The organism is Phenylobacterium sp., from assembly GCF_037189685.1.
Lineage (GTDB): Bacteria > Pseudomonadota > Alphaproteobacteria > Caulobacterales > Caulobacteraceae > Phenylobacterium.
In genome coordinates this window covers 1-14,897 of record NZ_JBBCIT010000039.1, presented here as the reverse complement: position 1 = coordinate 14,897, position 14,897 = coordinate 1, and the positions used below count along the sequence as shown (strand labels likewise).

The following is a 14,897-nucleotide window of genomic DNA, read 5'->3' as shown; positions in this document are numbered from 1 at the left end:
CCCGAAAGCGGTCAGGGACCGGTCAGGGACCTGTCAGGGCGGGAGAGTGCGATGCGCGTGCTGCTCACCGGCGCGGCAGGGTTCATCGGGTCGGCGGTCGCGGCGCGCCTGCGGGCCGAAGGCCATCAGGTGGTCGGGGTCACGCGCCGGCCGGGCGCAGCGGCGCGGCGGGCGCCGGCGTCGGACTGGATCGCCCTCGACATCGGCCGCGCCGTGCGGCCCGAAGACTGGCGGCCGCACCTCGGGGGCGTGGACGCGGTCGTCAACTGCGCCGGCGTGCTGCAGGACGGCGGCTCGGACTCGACCACGGCGGTCCACCGGCAAGGTCCTGCCGCCCTGTTCGCCGCCTGCGAGGCCGCAGGCGTGCGCCGCGTGATCCAGGTCTCGGCGCTGGGCGCGGCGCCCGACGCCGCCACCGCCTTCCAGCGCACCAAGGGCGAAGGCGACGCCGACCTGATGGCGCGCGATCTGGACTGGATCGTCCTGCGCCCCTCGGTCGTGGTCGGCCGGCCAGCCTATGGCGGCAGCGCGCTGTTCAGAGCCCTCGCCGCCCTTCCCGTCCGGCCGCGGGTGGCCGGGGCGGGCCGGCTGCAGATCGTCCAGCTCGACGACCTGGCGCGAACGGTGGCGGTCCTTCTGCGCCCCGGCGCGCCCAGCCGCATCGTCCTGGACGTGGCGGGGCCGGAAGCTCTGGCGTTCGATACGGTGATCGACGCCTACCGCCGCTGGCTGGGCTTTCCGCCCGCCGCGAAGATTCCGGCCGGGCCGTGGCTGCCGGCCCTGTTCCGCCTGGGCGACCTCGCGGGCTGGCTGGGCTGGCGTCCGCCCGTGCGGACGACGGCGTTGCGGGAACTGGGCGCCGGCTCCACCGCCCGGATCGACGCCTGGACCGCCGCCACCGGCATCCGGCCCACGAGTCTTGCGGACGCGCTGGAATCCGAGCCCGCCTCGGTGCAGGAGCGCTGGTTCGCCAACCTCTACCTCGCGAAGGCGGCGACGGTCGTCATCCTGGCGCTGTTCTGGATCGTCACCGGCCTGATCACGCTGGGACCGGCCTGGACCCGCGGCGTCACACAGCTCCAGGAGGCGGGTGCGGGCGCCTTCGCCGCCCCCCTCGCCCTGGGCGGGGGACTCGCCGACATCCTGATCGGCCTGGGCATCGCCGTCCGCGCGACCTCGCGTCCGGCGCTCTGGTCGGCGCTGGCGCTGTCGGCCGCCTATCTGGCCGCCGGTACGGCGCTGGCGCCCCATCTCTGGGCCGAGCCGCTGGGCCCGCTCACGAAGATCGTCCCGATCATGATGCTGACCGTCCTGGCGCTGGCCGTCCTGGAGGACCGATGAGCGCGTTCTTCCTCCTGAAGTTCCTGCACGTGATCGGCGCCGCCGTCCTGCTGGGCACAGGCGCCGGCATCGCCTTCTTCATGCTGATGGCGCACCGGACGGGGGATGCGCGCACCGTCGCCGCCGTCGCGCGCATCGTGGTGATCGCCGACGTCCTGTTCACCGCCACGGCCGTCATCGCCCAGCCCGTGACCGGCGTGCTGCTGGCGCTGGAAGCCGGCCACCCGCTGACCAGCGGCTGGATCGTCGTGTCGATCGCGCTCTACCTGTGGACCGGCGCCTGGTGGCTGCCCGTGGTCTGGATGCAGACGCGCATGCGGCGCATCGCCCTGGTGGCCGCCGAGGCGGGTGAGCCCCTGCCCCCGAGCTATCATCGGCTGTTCCGGCTCTGGTTCGCGTGCGGCTTTCCCGCGTTCGCCGCGGTGATGGCGATCATCTGGCTGATGATCGCCCGGCCGCCGCTGGACCTGTTCTGACCTCGCGGCTTCGGCTCCACGGCTTCGGCCAGGGGGGGCGCGGATCACCTGAGCCCTCCCCCTGCCCTGCACGCCGCAGGCCAAGCCGGAGGTGGAGGCCGGAGGTGGCGGGCGGCGTTAGCGCGCGGCGTCCATCGCCGCGTCGATGCCGGCGGCGACGGCGTCGATGGCGCCCATGCCGTCGACCTCCACCAGCTTGCCCTGGCCTCGGTAGTACGGCAGCAGCGGCGCGGTCTGGGCGTTGTAGGCGCCCAGGCGCACGCCGAAGCTCTCGGGGTTGTCGTCGGGGCGGCCCGACTCGGCGAAGCGGCCGGCGATGCGCTGCTTCAGCGCCTCGTCGTCCACCTTGAGGCGGATCACCAGGTCGATCTGGCGGCCGCGGCCCTTCAGCATGACGTCCAGCGCCTCGGCCTGGGCCAGGGTCCGCGGGAAGCCGTCGAAGATGGCCCCGCCCGCCGCCTCGGCCTCGGGCAGACGGCTTTCGATCAGCTCGATGACGATCTCGTCCGACACCAGGTCGCCGCGCTGCATGATGCCTTCGACGCGCTTGCCCAGATCCGAACCCGAGGCGATGGCGGCGCGCAGCATGTCGCCGGTGGACAGCTGGACCATCTGGCGGGTCTCGACCAGGCGCTTGGCCTGTGTGCCCTTCCCCGCCGCCGGCGGTCCGAACAGGATCAGGTTCATCGTAGGTCCCCTCAACGGCGCTCTTGATGGCGCCGTCCCGCAACGTCACCCAAGGCGGGCCGGCCTAGCGCCGACCGCCGCCCCGCAGCTTCGACTTCTTGATCAGGCCTTCGTACTGGTGCGCCAGCAGGTGCGACTGGATCTGGGCCACCGTGTCCATCGTCACGCTCACCACGATCAGCAGCGACGTGCCGCCCATGTAGAACTGGGTCCCGGAGAAGCTCATCAGAGCCTCGGGCACGAGGCAGACAAGGGTGATGTAGGCCGCGCCGATCACCGTCAGCCGCGTCATCACGAAGTCGATGTACTCGGCCGTCCGCTTGCCCGGCCGGATGCCGGGGAGGAAGCCGCCGTACTTGCGCAGGTTCTCCGCCGTGTCCTCGGGGTTCATGACGATCGAGGTGTAGAAGAAACAGAAGAAGACGATCAGGGCGCCGTAGAGCAGCATGAACAGCGGCTGGCCGTGCTGGAGCTGGCCCACCGCGAGCGGCAGCCAGTCGAGCCACGGCGGCAGGTTGGCGGTCGCGGCGAAGCCCATCACGGTCGCCGGCAGCAGAAGCAGCGACGAGGCGAAGATCGGCGGGATCACCCCCGAGGCGTTGATCTTCAGCGGCAGGAACGAGGTGTCGCCGCCGAACATGCGGTTGCCCACCTGCCGCTTGGGATACTGCACGAGCAGACGGCGCTGCGAGCGCTCCATGAAGACGATCCCGACCGTGATCGCCACGACCAGCAGGATCATGAAGATCAGGGCGCCAGCGCTCATCGAGCCGGTGCGCGTCAGTTCGAACGCCTGGAACAGATACTGCGGCAGCACGGCCACGATCCCGGCGAAGATCAGCAGCGAGATGCCGTTGCCGACCCCGCGGCTGGTGATCTGCTCGCCCAGCCACATCAGGAACATGGTGCCGCCCGTCAGCGTCACGACGGTGGAGACGATGAAGAACAGGCCGGGATTCTCGACCAGTCCCGGGCTCTGGGACAGGCCGACGGCGATCCCGAACGACTGGAACACGGCCAGCACCACGGTGAGGTAGCGGGTGTACTGGTTGAGCGTCTTGCGCCCCGCCTCGCCGCCTTCCTTCCGGAGCTTCTCCCACGGCGGATAGACCGCCCCCAGGAGCTGCACGATGATCGACGCCGAGATGTAGGGCATCACGTTCAGGGCGAAGATGGCCATCCGCTCGACGGCGCCGCCCGAGAACATGTTGAACATGCCCAGGATACCCTGGGCCTGGCCCTGGAACGCCTGCTGGAAGGCGACCGGGTCGATGCCGGGGATCGGGATGTAGGTGCCCAGGCGATAGACGATCAGCGCCCAGAGCGTGAACCAGATGCGCTTGTGAAGCTCCGTCGCCTTGCGGAAGGCGTCGAAGTTCAGATTGGCGGCGAGCTGTTCGGCGGCCGAAGCCATTCAGCAGATCCCCTGACTCGGTAATGCCGCTGGGAGATAGGGCGCCCCGGCCCGCTTAGCGAGGGCCGGAGTGTCACAGCGACCTAGGCTTCGTCGGCCTTGGCTTCGACCTTGGTGGTCGTGAGCGAGCCGCCGGCCTTCTCCACGGCCGCGCGGGCCGAGGTGGTGGCGGAATAGACGGTGAGGTTCAGCTTCGACTTCAGCTCGCCCTCGCCCAGCAGCTTCACGCCGTCCTTCACGCGACGGATGACGCCGGCCTTCAGCAGGGCGTCGGCGTCGATGGCGGCCTTGGCGTCGAGCTTGCCGGCGGCGATCGCCTGCTCGATCCGCCACAGGTTCACCTCGGCGAAGTCCTTGCGGTTGCGCGAGTTGAAGCCGCGCTTGGGCATGCGCATGTGCAGCGGCATCTGGCCGCCTTCGAAACCGTGGATCGACACGCCGCTCCGGGCCTTCTGGCCCTTCACGCCGCGGCCGGCGGTCTTGCCCTTGCCCGAGCCCGGGCCGCGGCCGACGCGCATGCGGTCCTTGGTCGAACCTTCACGGGGGCTGAGTTCGTTCAGCTTGGTCATCTGGTGCCTCTCCTCGGAGATACGGCGCCGGAGGCGGGCTCCGACTCGGCGTTGAAGATGTGTCCGGCGTCAGAAACGCCGATGGGCGAGGCTCTCGCCCCGCCCGTTCCGGTGCGTGCCTATGGCACGAACCGGCTGGCTATTCCACCACCTCGACGAGGTGGGCGACCTTGGCGATCATCCCGCGCACCGAGGGGGTGTCCTCGAGCTCGGAGACGCGGCCCACGCGGTTCAGGCCCAGGCCCACCAGGGTGGCGCGCTGGTCACTGGTCCGGCGGATCGGGCTGCCGGTCTGGCGAACTTTGACTTTGGCCATGAGCTTAACCTTCCGCGTCGGCGGCCGCGGCCTCTTGCGAGACCTGGGCCGAGGCGCCGTCGGCGCGGCGGCCGATCACGTCCGAGACCTTCTTGCCGCGCTTGGCCGCGACCTGGCGGGGCGAGGACTGGGCCTTCAGCGCTTCGAACGTCGCGCGCACCATGTTGTAGGGGTTGGACGAGCCGACCGACTTGCCGACCACGTCCTGGACGCCCAGGGTTTCCAGCACCGCGCGCATCGGGCCGCCGGCGATGACGCCGGTGCCGGGAGGCGCCGCGCGGACCATCACCTTGCCCGCGCCCCAGCGGCCATTGCCGTCGTGGTGCAGGGTGCGGCTCTCGCGCAGCGGCACGCGGACCATCGACTTCTTGGCTTCTTCGGTCGCCTTGCGGATGGCTTCCGGCACTTCGCGCGCCTTGCCGTGACCGAAGCCCACGCGGCCCTTCTGGTCGCCCACCACCATCAGGGCGGCGAACGAGAACCGGCGGCCACCCTTCACGGTGGCGGCGACGCGGTTGATGTGGACCAGCTTCTCGACGATTTCGCTGTCGCGCTCTTCTTCGGGAGCCCGGTTGCGGCGATCGCCACGCTGTTCGTCTCTGCGAGCCATGATCGATCCTTAGAAGTTCAGGCCGGCTTCGCGCGCGGCGTCCGCCAGGGCCTTGACCCGGCCGTGGTAGAGGTAGCCGCCGCGGTCGAAGACGACGTTCGTGACGCCCTTCTCGATCGCGCGCTGGGCCACGAGGGCGCCCACCTTGGCGGCGGCGTCCTTGTCCGAGCCCTTGCCCTTCTTGTCGCCTTCCAGCGACGAGGCGGCGGCCACGGTCACGCCGCGCTCATCATCGATGACCTGGGCGTAGATGTTCTTCGCCGAGCGGAAGACCGACAGGCGCGGGCGACCGTTCGCCACCGTCCGGAGACGGGTGCGGACACGTTGCGCGCGGCGCTGGGTGGATTCGCGGGGAGTAAGAGCCATGGCTTACTTCTTCTTGCCTTCCTTGCGCCGGACCTTCTCGCCCGCATAGCGCACGCCCTTGCCCTTGTAGGGCTCCGGCGGACGGATGCGGCGGATCCGGGCGGCGGTTTCGCCGACCACTTGCTTGTCGATGCCCGAGATCTTGATCTCGGTCTGCTTGGGCGTCGCGAAGGTGATGCCCGCCGGGGGCGGGATGTCGACGTCGTGGCTGAAGCCGAGCTGCATCGAGAGCGCCTGGCCCTTCATGGCGGCGCGATAACCCACGCCGACCAGCTCGAGGGTCTCCTCGTAGCCCTGGGTCACGCCCACGACCATGTTGTTGACCAGGGTGCGCGACAGCCCCCACATCGCCTGGGCGCGGGTGGTGTCCTCGCGCTTGGAGAGCACGAGTTCGCCGCCGTCCTGCTTCACCTCGATCTCTTCGGCGACCGTCCAGGCGAGTTGCCCCTTGGGGCCTTTCACCGTGACCGTCTGGCCGTCGATGGTGACCGTGACGCCGCTCGGGACGGCGACCGCCTTCTTTCCGATACGAGACATCTTTAGTAGACCCGGCAGAGGACTTCGCCGCCCACGTTGGCCTCACGGGCCGCAGCGTCCGACATGACGCCCTTGGGCGTCGACAGGATCGAGATCCCCAGGCCGTTCTTCACCGGCTTCAGGTCCTTGATCGACGAATAGACGCGACGGCCGGGCTTCGAGACGCGGCTGATCTCGACGATCACCGGGGCGCCGTCGAAATACTTCAGCTCGATCTCGAACTCGGGGAAGGCGCCGGGCTTCTCCACCAGGTGGTAGCCCCGGATGTAGCCTTCGTCGAGCAGCACGTCGAGGACGCGGGCGCGCATCTTCGAAGCCGGCGTCGAGAGCTTGTTGCGGCCGCGCAGGGCGGCGTTCTTGATGCGGGCGATCAGATCGCCGATGGGGTCATTGACCATTCGACCCTCCCCTTACCAGCTCGACTTGACGAGGCCGGGGATCAGCCCGTGCGAACCCAGTTCGCGCAGGGAGACCCGGCTCATCTTCAGCTTGCGGTAGTAGCCGCGCGGACGGCCCGTGACCTCGCACCGGTTGCGGATGCGGGTCTGGGACGAGTTGCGGGGCAGTTCAGCCAGCCTGAGGCGCGCATCGAAGCGCTCCTCCAGCGGCAGGCTCTCGTCATTGGCGACCGCCTTCAGAGCCTCGCGCCTGGCAGCGTACTGCTTCACGAGCTTCTTCACGCGTTCGTTGCGGTTGACAGCGCTTTTCTTGGCCATGTGCCTGTTCCTTCCCGCCGCTTACGCTTGCGCCTGCACGAACGGGAACTGGAATTCCCGAAGAAGCTCGCGCGCTTCGTCGTCGGTCTTCGCAGTGGTCGTGACGATGATGTCCATGCCCCAGATCTGGTCGATCTGGTCATAGTTGATCTCGGGGAACACGATGTGCTCCTTGAGGCCCATGGCGTAGTTGCCGCGGCCGTCGAACGACGTCGGCTTCAGGCCACGGAAGTCCTTCACGCGCGGCAGGGCGATCGTGATCAGACGGTCGAGGAACTCGTACATCTGATCCTTGCGCAGGGTGACCTTGCAGCCCACCGTCATGCCTTCGCGCAGCTTGAAGCCGGCGATCGACGTCCGGGCCTTGGTGGCCACCGGCTTCTGGCCGGCGATCCGCGCCAGATCGGCCATCGCGGACTGGATCTTCTTGGAGTCGGCGACAGCTTCGCCCACGCCCATGTTGATCACGATCTTGTCCAGCTTCGGGATCTGCATCTCGTTGGTGTAGCCGAACTTTTCCTTCAGCTGCCCGCGGATGCGGTTGCGGTACTCGCTCTTGAGCCGCGGTTCGTAAGCCTGATCAGCCATTGATCACCTCGCCGGTCGTCTTGGCGATACGGACCTTCTTGTCGCCCTCGACCTTGAAACCGACGCGGGTCGGCTTGCCGTTCGAGTCGACGATGGCCACGTTCGACAGGTGGAGCGACGCTTCCTTGTGCTTGATCCCGCCCTGGGGATCGAACTGGGTGGGGCGCGTATGGCGCTGAACCATGTTCAGGCCTTCCACGACCACACGCTCTTCCTTCGGCAGCACCTTCAGGACCGCGCCCTGGCGGCCCTTGTCCTTGCCGGCGAGGACCACGACGCGGTCCCCCTTCCTGATCTTCGCAGCCATCACAGCACCTCGGGCGCGAGAGAAATGACCTTCATGTGGTTCTTGGCGCGCAGCTCGCGCGGAACCGGTCCGAAGATCCGCGTGCCGATCGGCTCGCCTTGCTTGTTGACGATCACGGCCGCGTTCTTGTCGAACCGGATGACCGAACCGTCCTTGCGCTTGATGCCCTGGCTCGTGCGCACGACGATCGCCTGAAGGACGTCGCCCTTCTTCACGCGGCCGCGCGGGATCGCCTCCTTCACGGAGACGACGATGCGGTCGCCGACGCCGGCGTAGCGCCGCTTCGCGCCACCCAGCACCTTGATGCACATGACCCGGCGGGCGCCGGAGTTGTCGGCGACGTCCAGGTTAGTCTGCATCTGGATCATGGTCTTAGATCCTTACGGTCAGGCCTGGGCCGCGCCGCCGGCAGGCAGCACTTCCCAGGTTTTGGTCTTCGACTTGGGCGCGCACTCGATGATGCGCACGATCTCGCCGGCCTTGCAGGCGTTCGCCTCGTCATGGGCGTGGTACTTCTTCGACCGGCGGACGGTCTTCTTGAGCACCGGATGCAGGAAGGTCCGCTCGACCTTCACCACCACCGTCTTGTCGCCCTTGTCGGAGACGACAACGCCTTCGAGAATTCGCTTCGGCATTCGTCCTATCTCCTCAGGCCTGAGCCTGCTTGCCGCGCAGGACGGTCTTGATGCGCGCGATGTCCTTGCGCACCTCGTCCACGCGGTGGGTCTTCTCGAGCTGGCCGGTCGCCTTCTGGAAGCGCAGGTTGAACTGCTCCTTCTTCAGGCTCACGAGCTGCTCGGCGAGCTGGTCGGGGGTGAGGCCCCGGACGTCTTCGATCTTCATCACGCGTGCTCCACGCCAGCGTCGATACGAGTGACGATGCGCGTCTTCACCGGCAGCTTCGCCGCGCCGAGGCGCAGCGCCTCGCGGGCGATGTCGTCCGGCACGCCGTCGATCTCGAACATGATCCGGCCGGGATGGACCCGGGCGGCCCAGAACTCGACCGAGCCCTTGCCCTTGCCCATCCGCACTTCCGCCGGCTTACCGGTGACCGGCACGTCGGGGTAGATGCGGATCCAGACGCGGCCCTGACGCTTCATCTGGCGGGTGATCGCGCGGCGGGCCGCCTCGATCTGACGCGCCGTGATGCGCTCGGGTTCGACCGACTTCAGGCCGTAGGAGCCGAAGTTGAGGGTGAAGCCGCCCTTCGCCAGGCCGTGGATGCGGCCCTTGAACTGCTTGCGGTACTTGGTTCTCTTCGGAGACAGCATCTCTTCGGATCCTTAGGCGTTCGCCGGTTCGCGGCGATCGCGACGGGGGCCACGGTCCGGACGGTCACGGTCGCGACCGCCACCCTCGCCGGCCGGCCCGCTCTCGCTGGCCAGGCGCTTGTCGAGAGCCATCGGGTCGTGGTCGAGGACCTCGCCCTTGAAGACCCAGACCTTCACGCCGATGATGCCGTAGGTCGTCTTGGCCTCGGTGAAGCCGTAGTCCACGTCGGCGCGCAGGGTGTGCAGCGGCACGCGGCCTTCGCGATACCACTCCATCCGGGCGATTTCCGCGCCGCCCAGGCGGCCCGACACGTTGATCCGGACGCCCTTGGCGCCCAGGCGCATCGCCGACTGCATCGAACGCTTCATGGCGCGGCGGAAGGCCACGCGGCGCTCGAGCTGCTGGGCGATGTTCTCGGCCACCAGCTGGGCGTCGGTCTCCGGCTTGCGGATCTCGACGATGTTCAGGTGAACCTCGCCGTCCGTCATGGCGGCGACGTCCTTGCGCAGCTTTTCGATGTCCGCGCCCTTCTTGCCGATGATCACGCCCGGGCGCGCGGCATAGATGGTGATGCGGCACTTCTTGTGCGGACGCTCGATGATGATGCGGGACACGCCGGCCTGGTACAGGCGCTTCTTCAGCGCGCGACGGACCTTGATGTCTTCGTGCAGCAGCCGGCCGTACTCGGGGCCGTCGGCGAACCAGCGGCTGTCCCAGGTGCGGTTGATGCCGAGGCGCAGCCCGACCGGATTGATTTTCTGACCCATCAGGCGGCCTCACCCACTTCGCGGACCACGATCGTGATCTCGCTGAACGGCTTTTCGATCCGCGACGCACGGCCGCGGGCGCGGGCGTGGAAACGCTTCATGACCAGGTTCTTGCCCACATAGGCCTCGGCCACGACCAGCGAGTCGATGTCGAGGTTGTGGTTGTTCTCGGCGTTCGAGATCGCCGAGTAGAGCGCCTTGCGCACGTCGATGGCGATGCGCCTGGAGCTGAACTCCAGCTCGTTCAGCGCCCGCTGGACCTTCAGGCCGCGGATCGACTGGGCCACGAGGTTGAGCTTGCGGGGGCTGATGCGCAGCGTGCGCACCTTCGCCACCGCTTCGGCGTCCGTGTAACGGCGAGCCTTGGCTTGCTTGCTCATCTTACTTCCTCTTGGCCTTCTTGTCGGCCGCGTGACCGGGGAAGTAGCGGGTGGGCGCGAACTCACCCAGCTTCATCCCGACCATGTCTTCCGAGATCAGCACGGGGACGTGCTTCTGGCCGTTATGCACGCCGAAGGTCAGGCCGACGAACTGCGGCATGATCGTGGAGCGGCGCGACCAGGTCTTGATCACGTCCTTGCGGCCGGAGCCGGCGGCGACTTCGGCCTTCTTGAGCAGGTACCCGTCGACGAACGGGCCTTTCCAGACGGAGCGGGTCATGGCTTAGCGAGCCTTCCGAGCATGACGCGAGCGGATGATGAACTTGTCCGTCGCCTTGTTCTTGCGGGTCTTGCGGCCCTTGGTGGGCTGGCCCCACGGGGTGACCGGGTGACGGCCGCCCGAGGTGCGGCCTTCACCGCCGCCGTGCGGGTGGTCGATCGGGTTCATGGCGACGCCGCGGACGTGCGGCCGGCGGCCCTTGTGACGCGAACGCCCGGCCTTGCCGAGGTTCTCGTTCATGTGGTCCGGGTTCGACACCGCGCCGACGGTGGCGATGCAGCCGTCCGGCACCATGCGCAGTTCGCCCGAGTTCAGGCGGATCTGGGCGTAGCCCGAGTCACGGCCGACGAGCTGGGCGTAGGCGCCGGCCGAACGGGCGATCTGGCCACCCTTCAGGGGCTTCATCTCCACATTGTGGATGATGGTGCCGATCGGCATGCCGCGCAGCGGCATGGCGTTGCCCGGCTTCACGTCGGCCTTCTCGGCGGCGATCACGGTGTCGCCGGCCTTGAGGCGCTGCGGGGCCAGGATGTAGGCCAGCTCGCCGTCGGCGTACTTCACCAGGGCGATGAAGGCCGAACGGTTCGGATCGTACTCCAGGCGCTCGACCGTGCCGGGCACGTCGAACTTGCGGCGCTTGAAGTCCACGATGCGGTACAGGCGCTTGGCCCCGCCGCCACGGAAGCGGACGGCGACGCGGCCGTTGCCGCCACGACCGCCCGACTTGGTCAGGCCTTCGACGAGCGACTTCTCGGGGCGACCCTTGTGGAGCTCGGACTTGTCCACCAGCACCAGCTGGCGACGGCCCGGCGACGTCGGGTTGAACTGCTTCAGAGCCATCGGATCAAAGCCCCGTGGTGATGTCGATCGACTGGCCGTCGGCCAGGGTCACGATCGCTTTCTTGACGTCCGAGCGCCGGCCCATGATGCCGCGGAACCGCTTGGTCTTGCCCTTCACGTTGATCGTGTTGACCTTCGTGACGTTGACCTTGAACAGCGCCTCGACCGCGGCGGCGATCTCGTCCTTCGTGGCGTCTTCGGCGACCCGGAACACCACCTTGTTCTGCTCGCTGAGCAGGGTGGCCTTCTCGGTGATCACCGGCGACAGGATGGTGTCGTAATGACGAACGGTGGGCTCGACGGCCATCACGCGGCCTCCTCAGGCTGGAAGCGCGCCTGGATCGCATCGACCGCGTCCTTGGTCAGGACCAGGGTCTTGCGGCGCAGCACGTCGTAGACGTTCAGGCCGGCGTTCGGCAGCACATCCACGTTCGGGATGTTGCGGGCGGCGAGCTTGAAGTTGCCGTCCACCTCGGCGCCGGCGATGACCAGGGCGTTGGTGACGCCCAGCTTGCCGAGCTGGTCGCGCAGGGCCGCCGTCTTGGCTTCCTTCAGCGACACCGAGTCCAGGACCACGAGCGCGCCGTCCTTGGCCTTCGACGACAGGGCGTGCTTCAGCGCCAGGGCGCGGACCTTCTTGGGAAGGTCGAACGCATGACTGCGGACCACGGGGCCGTGCGCCTTGGCGCCGCCGACGAACTGGGCCGCCCGGCGCGAGCCGTGGCGGGCGCCGCCGGTGCCCTTCTGCTTGTACATCTTCTTCGAGGTGCGGGAGACCTCGTTGCGGACCTGGATCTTGTGGGTCCCGGCGCGGCGCTTGGCCAGTTGCCAGGTCACGACGCGCTGGAGGATGTCGCCGCGGATCTCTTCGATGCCGAAGATGTCGTCGGCCAGCTCGATCGAGCCGCCCTTCCCGCCGTCGAGCTTGATGACGTCGAGTTTCATTACGCTTGGTCCCCAGCTTCGGCGGCCGCGGCCTCTTCGGCCGGCGCTTCCGTCACCGCCGGCTCTTCGGCGGCGGCGGGCTGACCGGCGGTCCTGAACGCACCCGGCTTCGGCGCATCGGCCGGCAGGGCCGACTTCACCGCATCGCGGATCTTGACGAACGAACCTTCCGAGCCCGGGACGGCGCCCTTGACCAGGATCAGGCCGCGCTCGGCGTCCACGCGCCAGACGGTCAGGTTCAGGGTGGTGACGGTTTCCTGGCCGAGGTGGCCGGCCATCTTCTTGCCCGGGAAAGTCCGGCCCGGGTCCTGGCGGTTGCCGGTCGAACCGTGGGAACGGTGCGACACCGACACGCCGTGCGTCGCGCGCAGGCCGCCGAAGTTCCAGCGCTTCATGGCGCCGGCGAAGCCCTTGCCCACCGTGGAGCCGGTCACGTCGATCTTCTGGCCCGGGACGAAGTGGTCGGCGGTGATCTCCGCGCCCACGTCGATGAGGTTGTCCTCGGACACCCGGAACTCGACGACCCTGGCCTTGGGCTCGACCTCGCCCTTGGCGAAGTGACCGCGCAGGGCCTTGGTGGTGTTCTTGGCCTTCTTCCTACCCGCGCCGAGCTGGAGGGCCACGTAGCCGTCCTTCTCGGTCGTACGGTGAGCGACGACCTGGCAGCCTTCAAGGCTCAGGACCGTCACGGGTACGTGGGCGCCCGCGTCGTCGAAGAAACGCGCCATGCCCAGCTTCTTGGCGATCACGCCGGTTCGCATCGGACCGATCCCCTTAGAGCTTGATCTCGACGTCCACGCCGGCGGACAGGTCGAGCTTCATGAGCGCGTCCACGGTCTGCGGGGTGGGGTCGACGATGTCGAGCACGCGCTTGTGCGTGCGGATTTCGAACTGCTCGCGCGACTTCTTGTCGATGTGCGGCGAACGGTTGACGGTGAACTTCTCGATGCGCGTCGGCAGCGGGATGGGCCCGCGCACGGCGGCTCCGGTCCTCTTGGCCGTATTCACGATCTCGCGGGTGGAATGGTCCAGCACGCGGTGATCGAAGGCTTTGAGCCTGATGCGAATGTTTTGAGCCATATCGCTCTTACGTTTCCCTACAGACGGCGGGCGCCCGCGTGATCTCGACCATTTCAAAGACCAGCCCGAACCCACTTGAGGTGAGCCCGTACGCGAAAGTCCGCACAAACGATTCAGGCCCGCGCGAAAACCCGCGAGGGCCTCATCCCGAGGCGCTTTGGTAGAAGCATTCCCGGGTCGTTCCGCGGGCCGCGTCTGCGCTTGGGATCGCTCCGAAGCACACAGCCGGTCCAACAGGAGGCGCGCTAATACCCGTGCGACTCGATGGCGTCAAGGGTCACGGGGGGTTCCTGGGCGGACCTCACCGTCCCACGCGGACCGAGCCGGAGCCCAGGACGGTCTTCGTCACCTCGCCCTTCACTTCGGCGGCGAATACGTCGCCCGAGCCGGCTATGCGGGCGCGCAGCGTCTCGGCGCTGCCGTCGAAGGCCACATCGCCCGACCCGGCGATCGACACCTTCATGGCGGTGACGCGGCCGCCGCCGATGTCGACGTCGCCCGAGCCGGCGATGTTGACGTCAAGAGGACCCGAGACCGAGCGCACGGCGGCCGAGCCCGAGCCGGCGATGGTCACGTCGAGCCCCCCGCGCACGTCGGCCGCCGCCAGGTCGCCTGAGCCGGCGACGCGCACCTTCAGCGTCCCGCTGGATCCCATCCGGGCGCCGCCCGAGCCGGCCTGGCTGATCGCGGCGTCGCCTTCGACATTGGCCACCGTCCAGTCGCCACAGCCGGCATTGGCCAGCTTCAATCCCGCCGAGCGGCCGACGGCGCCGTAGACGGCGCCGCTGGCGGTCACGTCCACGTGGCGCGGGGTGCGGATGACGACCTCGGGAATCTGGGACCAGCGCACGGCGCCGACACCCTGGACGTTCACCTGCGAGGATTGGCCCGACCCGCGGCATCCGCGGATCCGGCGGCCGAGGTCGCCGTCGACGACGGTCTGGCCGCCCAGGGTCCGGACGCTGAGCGGCAGGCTGGAGCTGGGCCTGGCGATCTCGACGCGCACGTCGCGGCGATCCTCGGGGATGACCGTGACCCGCGCGACGGCGTCCTTGATCTCCACCGACGCAGCCTCGGCCAAAGCGGGGGCCGAAACGGCGGCGAGGACGGCGGCGGATGCGCTCAGCAGGGCGGCGAGGCGGATGGTCATGGCGTTCCCCGGATGTTTCGAGGGGAACCTAGGCCCCTGCCCGGCTCCGGACAGCTTAAATCGCCGTCATGACCCCTTTGTCACGAGCGACCCTATGCGGAGCGAGGCGGGGTAAGCAAAAGGGCCGCCGGGTGTTTCCGGCGGCCCTTCGCTTGGGATGTCGGACGTTGGATGTCCGACGTTGGATGTCAGGCTGGCGCAGGGCCTACTTGATGATCTTCGTCACCACGCCCGAACCCACCGTCCGGCCGCCTTC

Annotated in this window: 26 protein-coding genes; 2 read left to right on the top strand and 24 right to left on the bottom strand. The window is 68.3% G+C overall.

All coding sequences use genetic code 11. The annotated features are described in order from the left end of the window. Positions 1-51: 51 nt before the first annotated feature. A complete protein-coding gene (locus tag WG212_RS20355; RefSeq protein ID WP_337188944.1) occupies positions 52-1,341 on the top strand; it encodes an SDR family oxidoreductase in 1,290 nt (429 codons plus the stop codon). Next, a complete protein-coding gene (locus WG212_RS20350) occupies positions 1,338-1,817 on the top strand; it encodes a DUF2269 domain-containing protein (protein ID WP_337188943.1) in 480 nt (159 codons plus the stop codon). The genes WG212_RS20355 and WG212_RS20350 overlap by 4 nt, the downstream gene beginning before the upstream one ends. A 117-nt stretch (positions 1,818-1,934) precedes the next feature. Here the strand turns inward: WG212_RS20350 and WG212_RS20345 are convergent, their stop codons facing one another. From WG212_RS20345 to WG212_RS20230, 24 genes are all read right to left on the bottom strand, one after another. Further along, the gene (locus WG212_RS20345) at positions 1,935-2,504 is read right to left on the bottom strand and encodes an adenylate kinase (RefSeq protein ID WP_337188942.1); all 570 of its coding nucleotides are present in this window, start codon (positions 2,502-2,504) and stop codon (positions 1,935-1,937) included. Between the two features lie 64 nt (positions 2,505-2,568). Further along, complete coding sequence (gene secY, locus WG212_RS20340; RefSeq protein WP_337188941.1) at positions 2,569-3,918, bottom strand: preprotein translocase subunit SecY; 1,350 nt, start codon at positions 3,916-3,918, stop codon at positions 2,569-2,571. A gap of 83 nt (positions 3,919-4,001) precedes the next feature. Continuing rightward, a complete protein-coding gene (gene rplO / locus WG212_RS20335) occupies positions 4,002-4,487 on the bottom strand; it encodes a 50S ribosomal protein L15 (RefSeq protein ID WP_337188940.1) in 486 nt (161 codons plus the stop codon). A 139-nt stretch (positions 4,488-4,626) separates the two neighbouring features. Further along, positions 4,627-4,803: a 50S ribosomal protein L30 gene (rpmD, locus tag WG212_RS20330; protein ID WP_337188939.1), complete on the bottom strand. Its 177-nt coding sequence runs from the start codon at positions 4,801-4,803 to the stop codon at positions 4,627-4,629. 4 nt (positions 4,804-4,807) lie between these two features. Next, a complete protein-coding gene (gene rpsE / locus WG212_RS20325; protein WP_337188938.1) occupies positions 4,808-5,413 on the bottom strand; it encodes a 30S ribosomal protein S5 in 606 nt (201 codons plus the stop codon). Between the two features lie 9 nt (positions 5,414-5,422). Next, complete coding sequence (rplR, locus tag WG212_RS20320; RefSeq protein WP_337188937.1) at positions 5,423-5,779, bottom strand: 50S ribosomal protein L18; 357 nt, start codon at positions 5,777-5,779, stop codon at positions 5,423-5,425. Between the two features lie 3 nt (positions 5,780-5,782). Further along, entirely contained in the window at positions 5,783-6,316 is a 534-nt protein-coding gene (rplF, locus tag WG212_RS20315; protein ID WP_293384181.1) for a 50S ribosomal protein L6, read from the bottom strand. 2 nt (positions 6,317-6,318) lie between these two features. Then, positions 6,319-6,714: a 30S ribosomal protein S8 gene (gene rpsH / locus WG212_RS20310; protein WP_293384184.1), complete on the bottom strand. Its 396-nt coding sequence runs from the start codon at positions 6,712-6,714 to the stop codon at positions 6,319-6,321. Positions 6,715-6,726: 12 nt separating this feature from the next. Then, positions 6,727-7,032, bottom strand: coding sequence for a 30S ribosomal protein S14 (gene rpsN / locus WG212_RS20305; protein WP_337188936.1), 306 nt, complete (start codon positions 7,030-7,032; stop codon positions 6,727-6,729). A gap of 21 nt (positions 7,033-7,053) precedes the next feature. After that, positions 7,054-7,620, bottom strand: a complete 567-nt coding sequence (rplE, locus tag WG212_RS20300; RefSeq protein WP_293384190.1) for a 50S ribosomal protein L5 — start codon at positions 7,618-7,620, stop codon at positions 7,054-7,056. Next, on the bottom strand, positions 7,613-7,927 hold the full coding sequence (gene rplX, locus WG212_RS20295; protein ID WP_337188935.1) for a 50S ribosomal protein L24: 315 nt from the start codon (positions 7,925-7,927) through the stop codon (positions 7,613-7,615). Before rplX ends, rplE begins: the two co-directional genes overlap by 8 nt. Further along, entirely contained in the window at positions 7,927-8,295 is a 369-nt protein-coding gene (gene rplN, locus WG212_RS20290; protein WP_293384196.1) for a 50S ribosomal protein L14, read from the bottom strand. Before rplN ends, rplX begins: the two co-directional genes overlap by 1 nt. An 18-nt stretch (positions 8,296-8,313) precedes the next feature. Continuing rightward, positions 8,314-8,562 carry a 30S ribosomal protein S17 gene (rpsQ, locus tag WG212_RS20285; protein ID WP_293364418.1) on the bottom strand — a complete coding sequence of 83 codons (249 nt, stop codon included), beginning with the start codon at positions 8,560-8,562 and terminating at the stop codon, positions 8,314-8,316. Positions 8,563-8,575: 13 nt separating this feature from the next. Next, on the bottom strand, positions 8,576-8,770 hold the full coding sequence (gene rpmC, locus WG212_RS20280) for a 50S ribosomal protein L29 (RefSeq protein WP_293384202.1): 195 nt from the start codon (positions 8,768-8,770) through the stop codon (positions 8,576-8,578). Continuing rightward, on the bottom strand, positions 8,770-9,198 hold the full coding sequence (gene rplP / locus WG212_RS20275; RefSeq protein ID WP_337188934.1) for a 50S ribosomal protein L16: 429 nt from the start codon (positions 9,196-9,198) through the stop codon (positions 8,770-8,772). The genes rpmC and rplP overlap by 1 nt, the downstream gene beginning before the upstream one ends. Positions 9,199-9,210: 12 nt before the next feature. After that, entirely contained in the window at positions 9,211-9,966 is a 756-nt protein-coding gene (gene rpsC / locus WG212_RS20270; RefSeq protein WP_293384209.1) for a 30S ribosomal protein S3, read from the bottom strand. Next, positions 9,966-10,346, bottom strand: coding sequence for a 50S ribosomal protein L22 (rplV, locus tag WG212_RS20265; protein ID WP_293384212.1), 381 nt, complete (start codon positions 10,344-10,346; stop codon positions 9,966-9,968). Before rplV ends, rpsC begins: the two co-directional genes overlap by 1 nt. A 1-nt stretch (position 10,347) precedes the next feature. Next, the gene (rpsS, locus tag WG212_RS20260) at positions 10,348-10,626 is read right to left on the bottom strand and encodes a 30S ribosomal protein S19 (protein WP_337188933.1); all 279 of its coding nucleotides are present in this window, start codon (positions 10,624-10,626) and stop codon (positions 10,348-10,350) included. Positions 10,627-10,629: 3 nt separating this feature from the next. After that, entirely contained in the window at positions 10,630-11,466 is an 837-nt protein-coding gene (rplB, locus tag WG212_RS20255) for a 50S ribosomal protein L2 (RefSeq protein WP_337188932.1), read from the bottom strand. A 4-nt stretch (positions 11,467-11,470) separates the two neighbouring features. After that, complete coding sequence (locus WG212_RS20250; RefSeq protein ID WP_293384220.1) at positions 11,471-11,773, bottom strand: 50S ribosomal protein L23; 303 nt, start codon at positions 11,771-11,773, stop codon at positions 11,471-11,473. Then, on the bottom strand, positions 11,773-12,411 hold the full coding sequence (gene rplD / locus WG212_RS20245; protein WP_337188931.1) for a 50S ribosomal protein L4: 639 nt from the start codon (positions 12,409-12,411) through the stop codon (positions 11,773-11,775). The genes WG212_RS20250 and rplD overlap by 1 nt, the downstream gene beginning before the upstream one ends. Further along, positions 12,411-13,172, bottom strand: coding sequence for a 50S ribosomal protein L3 (rplC, locus tag WG212_RS20240; RefSeq protein WP_337188930.1), 762 nt, complete (start codon positions 13,170-13,172; stop codon positions 12,411-12,413). The genes rplD and rplC overlap by 1 nt, the downstream gene beginning before the upstream one ends. Before the next feature lie 13 nt (positions 13,173-13,185). Next, positions 13,186-13,491: a 30S ribosomal protein S10 gene (gene rpsJ, locus WG212_RS20235; RefSeq protein ID WP_068876686.1), complete on the bottom strand. Its 306-nt coding sequence runs from the start codon at positions 13,489-13,491 to the stop codon at positions 13,186-13,188. Positions 13,492-13,792: 301 nt separating this feature from the next. Continuing rightward, positions 13,793-14,641, bottom strand: coding sequence for a DUF2807 domain-containing protein (locus tag WG212_RS20230; protein WP_337188929.1), 849 nt, complete (start codon positions 14,639-14,641; stop codon positions 13,793-13,795). Between the last annotated feature and the right edge of the window lie 256 nt (positions 14,642-14,897).

Excerpts from the sequence above, each read along its gene's own strand:
- rplO (WP_337188940.1), bottom strand. The coding sequence starts at position 4,487 with ATGACCAAGCTGAACGAACTCAGCCCCCGTGAAGGTTCGACCAAGGAC.
- WG212_RS20250 (WP_293384220.1), bottom strand. The coding sequence starts at position 11,773 with ATGGCCGTCGAGCCCACCGTTCGTCATTACGACACCATCCTGTCGCCG.
- rplD (WP_337188931.1), bottom strand. The coding sequence starts at position 12,411 with ATGAAACTCGACGTCATCAAGCTCGACGGCGGGAAGGGCGGCTCGATC.
- rplE (WP_293384190.1), bottom strand. The coding sequence starts at position 7,620 with ATGGCTGATCAGGCTTACGAACCGCGGCTCAAGAGCGAGTACCGCAAC.
- rpsQ (WP_293364418.1), bottom strand. The coding sequence starts at position 8,562 with ATGCCGAAGCGAATTCTCGAAGGCGTTGTCGTCTCCGACAAGGGCGAC.
- rplB (WP_337188932.1), bottom strand. The coding sequence starts at position 11,466 with ATGGCTCTGAAGCAGTTCAACCCGACGTCGCCGGGCCGTCGCCAGCTG.
- rpsE (WP_337188938.1), bottom strand. The coding sequence starts at position 5,413 with ATGGCTCGCAGAGACGAACAGCGTGGCGATCGCCGCAACCGGGCTCCC.
- rpsJ (WP_068876686.1), bottom strand. The coding sequence starts at position 13,491 with ATGGCTCAAAACATTCGCATCAGGCTCAAAGCCTTCGATCACCGCGTG.
- rplF (WP_293384181.1), bottom strand. The coding sequence starts at position 6,316 with ATGTCTCGTATCGGAAAGAAGGCGGTCGCCGTCCCGAGCGGCGTCACG.
- rplC (WP_337188930.1), bottom strand. The coding sequence starts at position 13,172 with ATGCGAACCGGCGTGATCGCCAAGAAGCTGGGCATGGCGCGTTTCTTC.
- rpmC (WP_293384202.1), bottom strand. The coding sequence starts at position 8,770 with ATGAAGATCGAAGACGTCCGGGGCCTCACCCCCGACCAGCTCGCCGAG.
- rpmD (WP_337188939.1), bottom strand. The coding sequence starts at position 4,803 with ATGGCCAAAGTCAAAGTTCGCCAGACCGGCAGCCCGATCCGCCGGACC.
- WG212_RS20345 (WP_337188942.1), bottom strand. The coding sequence starts at position 2,504 with ATGAACCTGATCCTGTTCGGACCGCCGGCGGCGGGGAAGGGCACACAG.
- rplR (WP_337188937.1), bottom strand. The coding sequence starts at position 5,779 with ATGGCTCTTACTCCCCGCGAATCCACCCAGCGCCGCGCGCAACGTGTC.
- WG212_RS20350 (WP_337188943.1), top strand. The coding sequence starts at position 1,338 with ATGAGCGCGTTCTTCCTCCTGAAGTTCCTGCACGTGATCGGCGCCGCC.
- rplV (WP_293384212.1), bottom strand. The coding sequence starts at position 10,346 with ATGAGCAAGCAAGCCAAGGCTCGCCGTTACACGGACGCCGAAGCGGTG.
- rpsS (WP_337188933.1), bottom strand. The coding sequence starts at position 10,626 with ATGACCCGCTCCGTCTGGAAAGGCCCGTTCGTCGACGGGTACCTGCTC.
- rpsN (WP_337188936.1), bottom strand. The coding sequence starts at position 7,032 with ATGGCCAAGAAAAGCGCTGTCAACCGCAACGAACGCGTGAAGAAGCTC.
- rplN (WP_293384196.1), bottom strand. The coding sequence starts at position 8,295 with ATGATCCAGATGCAGACTAACCTGGACGTCGCCGACAACTCCGGCGCC.
- rplP (WP_337188934.1), bottom strand. The coding sequence starts at position 9,198 with ATGCTGTCTCCGAAGAGAACCAAGTACCGCAAGCAGTTCAAGGGCCGC.
- rplX (WP_337188935.1), bottom strand. The coding sequence starts at position 7,927 with ATGGCTGCGAAGATCAGGAAGGGGGACCGCGTCGTGGTCCTCGCCGGC.
- secY (WP_337188941.1), bottom strand. The coding sequence starts at position 3,918 with ATGGCTTCGGCCGCCGAACAGCTCGCCGCCAATCTGAACTTCGACGCC.
- WG212_RS20230 (WP_337188929.1), bottom strand. The coding sequence starts at position 14,641 with ATGACCATCCGCCTCGCCGCCCTGCTGAGCGCATCCGCCGCCGTCCTC.
- rpsH (WP_293384184.1), bottom strand. The coding sequence starts at position 6,714 with ATGGTCAATGACCCCATCGGCGATCTGATCGCCCGCATCAAGAACGCC.
- rpsC (WP_293384209.1), bottom strand. The coding sequence starts at position 9,966 with ATGGGTCAGAAAATCAATCCGGTCGGGCTGCGCCTCGGCATCAACCGC.
- WG212_RS20355 (WP_337188944.1), top strand. The coding sequence starts at position 52 with ATGCGCGTGCTGCTCACCGGCGCGGCAGGGTTCATCGGGTCGGCGGTC.